The sequence below is a fragment of the Gimesia panareensis genome, from assembly GCF_007748155.1.
GTDB classification, from domain to species: Bacteria; Planctomycetota; Planctomycetia; order Planctomycetales; family Planctomycetaceae; genus Gimesia; species Gimesia panareensis.
Genome location: NZ_CP037421.1, coordinates 3948665 through 3960237, shown reverse-complemented (window position 1 = coordinate 3960237; position 11573 = coordinate 3948665). Strand labels below are relative to the sequence as shown.

Below are 11573 nucleotides of genomic sequence, written 5' to 3'. Positions count from 1 at the left end.
TTGATTCCAGTTAATTTTTAAATTATTTATAGAAACGAAAAACTGGAAAAGATGGGGGGAAATCAGACTTGCAGATTGAGCAGACTGGTGATCTGAAATCCAATGCTCGCTTCCACTTCTGCATCAGAGTCGCAGTGGGAACTGGAAATAGACCTCAGCGTCTGAAAGCAGGCTGTGGTTCAGGTCTGAACTGAGGTGAAGTGGGGATCAGGGAACTCTCGTCATAGTGTACGATCGAGTTAAGCGATGATCTCTTTGATCGGCTCGCCAAAATCGATCTCAAGTCGTTTGTGGCCGGGGACTTCGAGGCTGTGGTGATTGAGTCCCAGTTGATGCAGGATGGTGGCGTGCAGGTCGGTGACGTAGTGCCGATGTTCGACCGCGTGGAAGCCGATCTCGTCGGTGGCGCCGTGTGTGACACCTTTCTTAATACCACCGCCGGCCATCCAGATCGAGAAGCCGTAGGGATGATGGTCGCGTCCGTCTGCACGCTCGGAGCCGGGGGTGCGACCGAACTCGGTGGCCCAGACGACCAGGGTTTCATCGAGCAGCCCCCGCTGTTTCAGGTCTTTGAGCAGGCCGGCGATCGGTTTGTCGACCTGGCCGATCCGCTGGCTGTGATTCTGCTTGAGCTTGGAATGTGCGTCCCAGCCGCCGTCGTAGATCTGCACAAAGCGGACGCCCCGTTCTACCAGTCGGCGGGCAATCAGTGATTGCTGGCCGACGCGTTTGGTCTCGTTATTGTCCAGACCGTACAGGTTCTGGGTGGAGGCGGTCTCCTCGCTGATGTTGACGACTTCGGGGACGGCCATCTGCATGCGGAAGGCGAGTTCGTAGGATTTGATGCGGGCCCGCATTTCGGCATCGTCGGGATAGGCGGCACCGGCGAGTGTATTCAGTTCGCTCAGGAGCTCCAGCTGACCGCGGCGTTCTTCGCGGGAGACTTTGCTGCCCGGTGTGCCGAAGGGGAGCGGATTGCTCGGATTGACGGACATCTTCACACCGGAATGTTCCGGTCCCAGGTAGCTGCCGTCATGGGCACCGGTGCCGCCGCAACAGTCTCCGGGGGGCGTGCCCATCACCACGAACTGGGGCAGATTGTCATTCAGCGATCCCAGACCGTAGTGCACCCACGAGCCGATGGAAGGGAAGAAGCCGTCAAAGATGTGGCGGCCCGTGTGAAACTGGAGCTGGGCCGCGTGATCGTTGTCGGTGGTCCACATCGAGCGAACGACGGCCAGGTCGTCCGCACAGCTTCCGACGTGCTCCCACCAGTCGCTGATTTCAATGCCGCTCTCACCCCGTTTGCGATAGCCGACCTGCAGCGGGTAGAGTTGGCCCATCAGCTTGCGGGGCTTGCCGCCGAAGTCGCGCACGTTTTTGCGATAGTAGGGGGAGTTGGTGACCAGGTCGTTAAATTCGGTATCGCCGATGGTTTTGCCCGCATGTTTGTTGAGGGCGGGCTTGGGATCAAAACTTTCCATGTGGCTTGTACCGCCCAGCATGAAATACCAGATCACCGATTTGGCTTTGGGGGCGAAGTGCGGCTGTCCGTTGATGATGGCCGATTCCGCTGCCTGGAGCGCGTTACCAGACGCACTCTCACGCTGCAGCAGGTCCGCCAGGGCGATGCCCGTCAGTCCCAGGCTGGCATTGTTCAGAAACGAACGGCGTGAGACGCGGCCGCAGGAGTTGAACCAGTTGGAGGGGGTTTGGTCAGACATGGCTGAGTTCCTGAATGTGATTCGTTTCGCTGTGAGTTTCGGGGTTAACGGACGGTGACAAAATCGTTGTGGCTATAGAGGACATGCACCAGGTTCTCGCGGGCCCGTTGCCGGGCATCGGCGGCGGGTGGACGTTTCGAAGTCCCTCCGCCGGGAAACTGCTGCTGCCCCTGCTGCTGGAGTAGACTGGTATGTCGTTCTAAAAACTTCGTACAGGCGGTGATCTCCGCGGCCGTCGCGGGACGGGAGAGAATCTGTTTGAAGGCCGCCTGGATAAACGCGGCATCGGTTTTTGTTGTTTTCTCGAGTTGTTCTGCCAGCAGTCGGGCCTGATCGAGTGACAGGGAGCTGTTGGTCAATGCGAGCGCCTGTTGGGGCACGACGCTCACGAGCCGTTCGTAGCAGGCGTTCGGGTTGGCCAGATCGAACAGCTCCAGGAATTCCATTTTCTCGTTGGGGGTGTTGCGGAAATAGAGACTGCGGCGGTGAATGGTCTCTCCCTGTTTTTCATCGAGTTCCGGCCCGCCCCGGGTTTCGTCGAGTGTCCCCGCAGTGGCGAGCAGGCAGTCGCGCACCATTTCCGCTTCCATGCGGCGGGAGTTCATCCGCCAGAGATAACGATTGTTCGGATCAGTGGCCCGGTTCGATTCAGATTCTCCGGGAGCCGAACTCATGCGGTAGGCACTGGAGAGGACGAGCTGACGATGCAGGGGTTTCATCTGCCAGCCCTGTTCCATAAATGTGACCGCCAGCCAGTCGAGCAGATCCGGATGCGTGGGCAGACGTCCGTTCAAGCCGAAGTTGGCGACGGTGGGAACCAGGGCCTGGTTGAAATGACGCAGCCAGATGTGGTTCACGGCGACCCGTGCGGTGCGCGGATTCTGTTCATCGGCAATCCAGCGGGCCAGGGCCAGGCGACGGCCGGTACTGGTGCGGGGGAATGTTTCTCCCAGGGGCGTGTATTTCGTATCTTCTTTTTTGACAGCTGCCTGGGCTGCCTGCAGTTTCTTCTCGGCAGCGGCGACTTTCTGTTCGGCCGCGGTCCGTTTTTTGTCGGGTTTGTCTCCTGTCGCGGCGGGCAGTGTTGCCAGATCCCGCTGCGCCTGTTTGACTGTGAGGGACGCCTGAACGGCAGCGGCTTCCCGTTCGCGAAGACTGGCTGTTTTCGCTAGCGGTTCATAATCAGTGGCCTCGTTGACCTTCGCCTGTTCGGCGGCGATCCGTGCCTGGAGCGATTTCAGCTCGGCCTGCTGCAGTTGCACGTTCAATTCCGCGATCTCGCGCGCCGTCCGGGCGAGGGAGAGATCCTGCTGCAGGTTGGCTTTCGAAGGGGCCGCAAAGGGGGAACGCCGGTCTTCTTTCACGGACTGGGCAAGTTGAAAACCGGGGGCGAGCGGTTCGATCCGCAGCTCGTAAAATTCTGAGTTGGCTGCGTGATTCCAGAGGGCGAATTTACCCGCCTGGCGGGGGACGGGCATCGTGTAAGCCAGTTTGAGTTTGCCGTCGAGCCAGACGTTGAGCTGCTGTCCTTCCACGACGAAATCGAGGACGACCTCTTTGTTGAGCTCAATTTCACAGGGGAAGATGCCGGCCCGGGGATACGACTCGCGGCCTGCTGTGCGGTGGAAGGCCTGCACGGTCGGTTTGTTGTTGCTGATTGCGGTGTAGATGGCCTGGGCATCGCGCAGGTCGACGGCATCAAAGAAGAGACCGACCGAATGGATCTGGCCCGGCTCCAGGGTTTTGTAACGCAGTCGTCCCTGGAAATTCAGCGGCAGATCGACCTGCGAAACCATGGTCCGAAAGGCACCGGTATTGGTCTGTCGCAGACAGCCATCCTGGTACTCCCATTTGCCGGAAACGGTCTGCCAGAGTTCGGGGTTCGGCTGCTGGAAGCGTTCGTTGATGATCGCGGGACGCGCGTCGGTCTCTGTCGCAGACCCTTGTTGCAGGTCTGCCAGCTGTTGTTCGACCTGCTGAATGGTGGTGTCGGACTTGCGTAAAGCTGATTCTGCGGATTTGATTTCCTGTTCGGCCTGCTGCACTTTTTCTTTGAGGATCTCGGGACGCAACGCCGGGTAGTAGCTGGCGAGGGGGAGTTCGACTGGCTTGATTTTTACCGGTTCCTTAGTGAGGTTGACCGGGACCGCTGGAGTGAGGGGATGCTCTTTGTCGGGCTGGCGATCGTCGCCGCGCTGGAAGAGATAGGTGGGCTGTTCCAGTTCCTTGTCGAACACGCGTGCGAGGCCATCTTTGAGGACCATGCCCAGTGTGGCATCTTTTTCTTTGTCGACCGTGCCTGAAAGGGCATCGGTGCGGACGTTGTGCGGCTCGAAGAAAGCGCGGAAGCGATAGTATTCGACCTGATCCAGGGGATCGTATTTGTGATCGTGGCAGCGGGCGCATTTCATCGTCAGTCCCAGGAAGGCGACGGATGTGTGCTCGACGGTATCGAACATCCAGACGTTGCGGTCGAACTTGTACCAGTTGCGACCCAGGAAGCCGGTAGCCCGGACGACATCGGGATTGTCCGGTTCAAGTTCATCGCCAGCCAGCATCTCGACAATCATCCGGTCGTAGGGCTTGTCGGCATTGACCGATTCAACGATCCAGTCCCGCCAGCGCCAGATATGCCGCTGGCTATAACGGATCTCGTTGATTCCACGGGAGCCGTACCAGTCGCTGTACCGCCAGACGTCCATCCAGTGTCGTCCCCAGCGTTCCCCGTAACGGGGGCTGGCGAGTAGCTTGTCGACCGTTTTGACATAGGCCTCTTCAGAAGGATCGGCGAGGTAGGCTTCCAGTTCTGCCGTGGTGGGGGGCAGGCCAGTGAGGTCGAGGTACAGGCGTCGGATCAGAACCGCCGGTTCTGCGGGAGGGCGGGGGACCAGATTGTGTTGTTCGTGCTGGGCTGCAAGGAAAGCGTCGATATCGTTCCGCCCCCAGGCTTTGTTTTTGACCTCGGGGACCACTGGTTTGACAGGCGTCTGGTAAGACCAGAACTGCCGTGGGTCCTGTTCGGGGACTTCGTTTTCCGGGGCGGGGGCACCGGCGTTGATCCACTGTCGGAACAGGGCCAGTTCATCCGGGGTGAGCGGTTTGCCCGCTCCTTCCGGGGGCATCTTGAAGCCGGCGTCACCGGTCAGTACGCCCAGCAGCAGACTGTCGTCCGCCTTGCCGGGTTCGAAGCCGGGACCGGAGTCGCCCCCCTGTTTTATGAACCGGGCTGTGTCGACGCGAAAGCCGGAATTCTGTTTCAAGGCGCCATGACAGGACTGACATTTGGTTTTAAGCAGCGGCTTGATCTGCTTGAGATAATCGACCGGTTCCGCGGCCGGGAGCACTGCTGAACCGCAGAGACTCAGCGTCAGCAGTACGATGCAATCCTTGAGTCGGTTGGCAGTCATGTGGCGGGCTCCGAAATCGCTGCGGAAAATCGCAGGGGGAATGATTTTCACATGAGGAAGGCACAATATATTAAGATTCTTAATATAACAGGTCGGCAGTCGAGATTCAACATATTTAAATTTATGGATGCGTGGTAGAGCCGGGTTTCAGTCTTTTTTCGGGGCGGGGCGCTGCAGATAGGCGAACAGGTCCTGCAGTTCCTGCTCGCTGAGCTGTTTGAGGATTTTTTCCGGCATGAGGGAGACGGGAGAATCGTGGATCTCTTCGATGTCGTCCCGTCGGATGGTGGTCAGCTCGTTTTTGTTGTTGGCGATGCGGATCTGGTCGGGCTGGTCCACTTTGATAATCCCGGTGATGACACGTCCATCGCGGGTGACGACGACCGACGAGACATATTCTTTGCGGACAAACCGATTGGGGTCGATGATGCTCTCCAGCAGGTAGTTCAAGTCTCCCCGATTGGCGGTGGTGAGGTCGGGGCCCAGCTTGTTGCCGGTGCCGTGCAGCTGATGGCAGGTGCCGCACTGTTTCTGGAACAGCTGGCTGCCGCGCTGGGCGTTGCCCGGATGCTTCAACAGGAAGCGGACGCGGCGGATCTCGGTGATCTTGTGCTGCGAATCGCTCTGATTGATCTGCCCCCAGTGCTTCGCGGTCAGCCCGGTGATGGTTTTATTCCCCAGGCTGTTGAGCGTGGTCAGTTCCTGTAAATCCAGCTCGGCTGCCGGCAGCTTTCTCTGATCGACCTGACGGAGAAACGCGAGTGCCCAGGGCTGGCGGGTGAAAAGGACGCGGCGGGCCTGGGTTTGTGAGGAGGCATCATAGTCGGGATACGATATGAGCAGTGTCTGGCTGATACGGGGATCGGCGTAGCGGGACAGGACGAGCATTGCCTGCTGTCGGAGCGAGGCGGGTTGTTGTGCGTCCAGGAGCGGCAGCAGAGGAACGATGACTGATTCATTGCCAAATTGTTGCAGGAACTTGAGCATCGCGGTACGTTGTGCGAGGGGCTGGCTGTCGTTGACGGCGATGTCGAGTGCCTGCTTGAGCACTGCGGGATTTCCCAACCGGGCATTGAGCTGCATCAATACCAGGTTTTCGGGATGAGCGCGCCAGCGGGCAGCCAGTTGTTTCGCAAGTGCGGCGGGGATCTGCTCTGGTTTGAGCTGTCCCTGCCCGGAGAGTGCCAGGCCGGTATCGAGGGCCTGCAACAGCTGATTCTGTTTTGCATTCGGCGCGGTGGTCAAGAGTTTCTGGCAGACTTCGAGTGTGCGAGGAGTAGCGGCAGCGGCGTAGCGTTTCATCAACCGTTCGAGGATGAACTCACTCACAAAGGGCTGTTGCCAGGCTTCCGTGGTGACAAACCGCTGCTCTACATCATCGATGGCGGTGAGGGCCTGTTTTTCGATGGCCCACCAGAGGAGCAGGGGGATGTGGGGATCGCTGCGGTCCAGGTTCCGTTTCAGAATACTCTGGGTGATTTCCAGCGCGGGATCAGCCGGGAGACGGGCGGCGGTGGAAGCGAGCTGACTGCGGACCCGGGGACTGGCGTCGGTCTGTGCGAGCTGAATGAAGCGTTCGGCGATGGTCGGGGAAACGGCGCGTCGATCGCCCAGGAGCCGAATGGTCCAGCTGCGGACCGCGGGAGCCGGGTGCTGTAGCAACTGCAGGGCCGTTGGATCGTCGAGCCCGTCCAGTGAGGCGAGCGTCCAGAGCAGTTGCAGCGTTTGGTGATCGCTGTGCTGTTGATGCAGCTGTGTCTTGAGCATTGCGGGAACGTGGGGATCCTGCCGCGTGATCAGTTCCCGGCGGGCGGCGCGAACGTACCATTCATTGGGTTGTTTTAACAGGGCAAGCAGTTGTTGACTTTCCAGCGCATGGACCTGCAGGAAAGGGGCTGCTTTGACGCCGCGGCCATGTAGGCGATAGATGCGACCGTTGCTGCGATCCCAGTCGGCGTCCGGGTTGGGGTGCGCGGTTCGCTTGTCGTGCCAGTCGGTGAAGTAGATGGCTCCGTCAGGGCCGACGGTCAGATCGGTGGGGGCGAACCAGCTGTCGTTGGCCTGCACCAGCGTGCCTCCGTGCTGTGTGCGAAAGGAAGTCCCGTCGGGGATGAGCGTGTGAAACTGAATTTCGTGGCCCAGCAGATTGCCGCTGATGTATTTTCCCTGCAGGGAAGCGGGCAGCGAGGTGCCCTGGTAGACGGTCCCGCCCACGGTAACATGGCCCCCCTTGAAATTCTGATGGGGCGCATGATCGAAATAACCGAATGTAAACGGATTTCGCAGCGGGCCATGTTTGGAGAACTGTTTCCAGTAGTAGCCTTCCTGGACGATGTGCAGCAGGACGAAGCCGCCCAGGTTCGTACTGGCCAGCAAATTACCCTGGCGGTCGAAGTCGAGCCCCCACATGTTGCCACCCCCTTCGGCGAAGAGTTCGAAGGCTTTGGTGCGGGGATGATAACGCCAGATCGCCTGCACGAATTTGACGCCGCGAATCCGGGCGGTGACGGTGCTCCCCTGGCAGCCGTACAGCCAGCCGTCCGGTCCCCAGGTCAGCGAATTCGCGACCGCACTGGCATCATCCAGGCCGAAGCCTTTCAGCAGTACTTCGGGATCGCCGTCCGGTTTGTCATCGCGGTTGCGGTCCGGATAGAAGAGCAGGTAGGGGGCCTGCAGCACGTAGACGCCTCCATTGCCCAGGGCAAACCCGGAGGCGAGATTCAAGCCGTTCACAAAGTCGTGTGCCTGGTCGAACTGCCCGTCGTGATCGGTATCTTCGAGGATCGTCAGCCGATCCGCGCCCCGGGGGCCGTGAGGCGGCGGTTCCGGAACCCGGTCGTATTGAGAGCGGGTGTGTTGATCGACCTTGACCCGTTTGAGGCCGGCGGGATTGGGGTACTGCAGATATTGAATGACCCAGAGGCGGCCCCGGTCGTCGAAGTCGATGGCGACCGGCTGTCTGACCAGTGGTTCGGAGGCGACCAGCTGGACTTCATAACCGTCGGCAACCGTCATGCGTTGGACAGCCTGTTCGGGGGGAAAGCCTTGCGCGAATGCACGAGTGGCGCTCAGACAACAGAAGAGGGTGAAGAACATTACGCAACAGAAGCGGGATCTTTCCGGAAGCAGCGGGTTCATCTCTGGGTCTCCAGAAACTGTCAGGAACTGAGCACAAGCGGGCTTTGCTGTGTTTCTTATCCTGATCAATGCGGGACGGCATTACAAGACCGGACTGGGATGTGTGAGACAGGTGATCATGAAAATACCTGCAGCGGGAATCATCAATCCAGGTGTGATTTTCTGAATTTCGGGGCTCGGCAAACTGGATATCCGGTCTAAAGTAAGCTGTTCTATTCTAAATCCGGGGGGGAAGACCGTGTTAAAAATTCTGTTTTTGCTGCAGCTGACCTCGACGTTATACATGGTGGGGTTGATCTGGTTCGTACAGGTCGCGCACTACCCGGTCTTTGCACTGGTGGGGAAGCAGGAGTTTGTGCCCTTCCAGATGGCGCATCAGGTGCGCACCACGCTGGTTGTCGGGCCGATGATGCTGATTGAGGCCTTCAGTACCATCGGCCTGGTTTACTGGCGTCCCGCGGGTTTCACTCCACTGGAAGCGTGGACGGGCGTCGGGCTGTTATTCGTGGTCTGGTTCTCGACCGCATTGCTGCAGGTCCCCCGGCATCAAAGGCTGATCCAGGGATACGACAGCCGACAGATCCGCATGCTGGTTGCGACGAACTGGGTGCGGACGCTGGCCTGGACGGGCCGTGGTGCGTTGCTGGTCGGTTATCTGTTTCGCGTGCTGCCGGGACAGGCCATCGGTTGATGCACACTACGCTGGCAGCGTGGGCGAAAAGGAACTGACGGTCGCCGAACCCTGTTCGACGGTGAGCAACGCGGATTCGGGGACCTCTTCCCAGTGGCTGGTCAGTTCATCCAGTGGCTCGGAAACGACGATGGTGGCATCGTCGGGGAGTGTCGAATAGCTGCCGTCGATTTCGTGCAGGGCGTGCAGATGCGAACTGTGGTAGAGCGTGCGGGACTGATGATGACTGGAATAGCGGATCGCCCAGAGCTGTTCGCCATTGGTCGTGCAGGCGCTGACAAACAGCGGCACTTCGATGCCCGCGGCTTTCCGGACCTGTTCCACATGACCGATTGTGCGGGCCAGGGCGGCGGGGGGATCGTCTTTCAAGCCGAACGTCAGTGCGAGGAAGAACAGCGTTTCGGAATCGGTGGAGCCTTCGATAAAGGGGAACAATTCGGGATCGACGTCGAACAGGAGCTGCCGCTTGAGTGAGCGGAAGGCGGGAATGGAACCGTTGTGCTGGAAGAGCCAGTTATCGAAGCTGAAGGGATGCGAGTTGGTATTCTGCACGGCGGTGCCGGTCGAGGCGCGGACGTGTGCCAGAAAGAGCCGCGAACGGATGTGGTCGGCCAGGTGGCGGAAATTGGCGTCGTTCCAGGCGGGATGGGTATCGCGGTAGAGTCCGGGTGTGGGATCGTCCCCATACCAGCCGACGCCAAAACCGTCGCCGTTGAGGGCTTCGACGTTTTGCGTCGCGTGTCGACTCTGGTCGATCAGTGAGTGACTGGGACGGGTGAGCAGTGCACTCAGCTTGAGTGGAGATCCGGTATAAGCCAGCCAGCGACACATAGGCTTTGACTCCCTGTCAGCGATCCAAGATGGGATCAGTTATGATTGACTTTCTGCTTACGGTGCTTCTTATGGAACTCTTCGTCATTCCGGCAGCGGTACCAGCAGAAGGAAATTTCCAGCACCGCGATTGTAGCAAAAAATCCGAGCAGCCAGAAGAAGCGAATACTGTCTCTGCTCCAGAGATGGATCACCAGCAGTGTGACCGTCGAGAGCATCAGACCGATTCCCAGCAGGATCAGCCAGAGGTTGCTGTGGGTAAAGGAGCGGAGTTTGAGGTTGGCGACGGAGACCGCGATGGAGACCAGCAGGAAGACCAGACTGGAAAACAGGGTGATCGTTTCCAGGCTGCCCAGCAGGGTGAAACCGCTCGCCAGTGCGGTCATGAAGACAATAGCGACCCAGGGGATTTTGGCCTTGGTACGCAGGGCAAACATCTGGGGCATCCGGTTTTCATTTGCCATATCTGCCATCATCCGTGAGGCGCCGAAGATCGTGGCATTCACGGCGGAAGAGGTGGCCAGCAGGGCGGCCAGGTCAACCAGGATGGCACCGGTATTCCCCAGGGCGGGTTTGGCGGCGACTGCCAGTGTGTATTCCTTGGCGGATTCGATTTGGACCGGAGTGAGATTTCCGACGGCAACGATGGCGACACCGAAATAGATCAACGATGTGATCAGAATCGAGCCGTAAATTCCCCGGGGGATATTGCGCTTGGGTTTCTCGGCTTCCAGGACGGCATTAGTGATGAGCTGGAAGCCTTCAAAGGCAACAAAGATCATCGCTCCCGCAATGAAGATGGAAGGGACGCCCTGGTCAAACACCGGGAACAGGTGGTCTTCCTTAATGGAAAATGTACCGGCGAGCGCGAACAGTCCCAATAGAATCACTTTCGTGAAGACAATAATGACTTCCGTTCTGCCGCTGGACTGGACTCCCTGGAGATTGATCAGCAGAAAGAACAGCAGCACGCCCAGCGAGAGCATCATGCGGACCATCGGAGAATCGGCGTCGCCCAGCAGGTGCGCACCATACACGCCAAACGTGTAGGCATACAGGGCCAGCGTGCCGACATAGCCGACGATCACGGTCCAGCCGGCAATGCCCGCGACGTTGGGATATTCCGGGAAGGCGCGGTCCAGAAAGGTGAAACTGGCACCATCGCTCTGGAAGCCGAGTGCGAGTTTGACGTAGGAGTAACCGGCGGCCAGGGCCACGAAACTGCCCAGCAGAAACGCCATTGGGGCGGCGTGACCGGAGATGTTGACGGCCATGCCCAGTACGGAAAAGATACCTCCGCCGATCATCCCGCCAATACCCATTGCCAGCAGTTCGGTCAGATTCAGCTTCTGTTCGTGCAGGATCGCAACGGTGGATTCTTCCAGCTGTTTATTAATGGTGGCAACTCCCTCTGGATGTCGATGTGCGTCAGTTTACGTCAGGAATCCGGTATACCTGCAAATTAGCACCGGATCGAGGGGCGGGTAGTCACGAACTGGGATGAAGTCGGTCAGCTGCTTACTCTTTGAAAATCATACTGCTCCGACAGTCGAAAACAAGCTGATCATCGTCGGTTCCTGCAACTTGGAATGAAATCATTGGTTCAGGAATCTGACAAAGACTATAGGAACAATCACGGGAACACACTGGTCAGCAGGAGAGCAAGCTGTTAATTTAGAAAGTAGCTTCCACTGTGGAGCAGAGACTCCCCCCATTCTGAGTTTCACAAATTCAAACCGGTCACAGGACACCTGGTCGTGTTTCCGAAGACGGCACCAGCGG

The 11573-nt window shown here is 58.7% G+C and carries 6 protein-coding genes; 1 reads left to right on the top strand and 5 read right to left on the bottom strand.

The annotated features are described in order from the left end of the window. Nucleotides 1–239 precede the first annotated feature (239 nt). The 3 genes from Enr10x_RS14730 to Enr10x_RS14720 form a co-directional block, all read right to left on the bottom strand. A complete protein-coding gene (locus tag Enr10x_RS14730; protein WP_145450408.1) occupies nucleotides 240–1724 on the bottom strand; it encodes a DUF1501 domain-containing protein in 1485 nt (494 codons plus the stop codon). Nucleotides 1725–1768: 44 nt separating this feature from the next. Further along, a complete protein-coding gene (locus tag Enr10x_RS14725) occupies nucleotides 1769–5131 on the bottom strand; it encodes a DUF1553 domain-containing protein (protein WP_145450405.1) in 3363 nt (1120 codons plus the stop codon). Between the two features lie 147 nt (nucleotides 5132–5278). Next, nucleotides 5279–8269: a PVC-type heme-binding CxxCH protein gene (locus Enr10x_RS14720; RefSeq protein ID WP_145450401.1), complete on the bottom strand. Its 2991-nt coding sequence runs from the start codon at nucleotides 8267–8269 to the stop codon at nucleotides 5279–5281. Between the two features lie 238 nt (nucleotides 8270–8507). On the opposite strand from Enr10x_RS14720, the gene Enr10x_RS14715 reads away from it, so the two are divergent. Next, a complete protein-coding gene (locus Enr10x_RS14715; protein ID WP_145450399.1) occupies nucleotides 8508–8960 on the top strand; it encodes a hypothetical protein in 453 nt (150 codons plus the stop codon). Nucleotides 8961–8966: 6 nt separating this feature from the next. Here the strand turns inward: Enr10x_RS14715 and Enr10x_RS14710 are convergent, their stop codons facing one another. Continuing rightward, nucleotides 8967–9791, bottom strand: a complete 825-nt coding sequence (locus Enr10x_RS14710) for a class II glutamine amidotransferase (protein ID WP_145450396.1) — start codon at nucleotides 9789–9791, stop codon at nucleotides 8967–8969. A 35-nt stretch (nucleotides 9792–9826) separates the two neighbouring features. Then, entirely contained in the window at nucleotides 9827–11131 is a 1305-nt protein-coding gene (locus tag Enr10x_RS14705) for an APC family permease (RefSeq protein ID WP_390621355.1), read from the bottom strand. Nucleotides 11132–11573 lie beyond the last annotated feature (442 nt).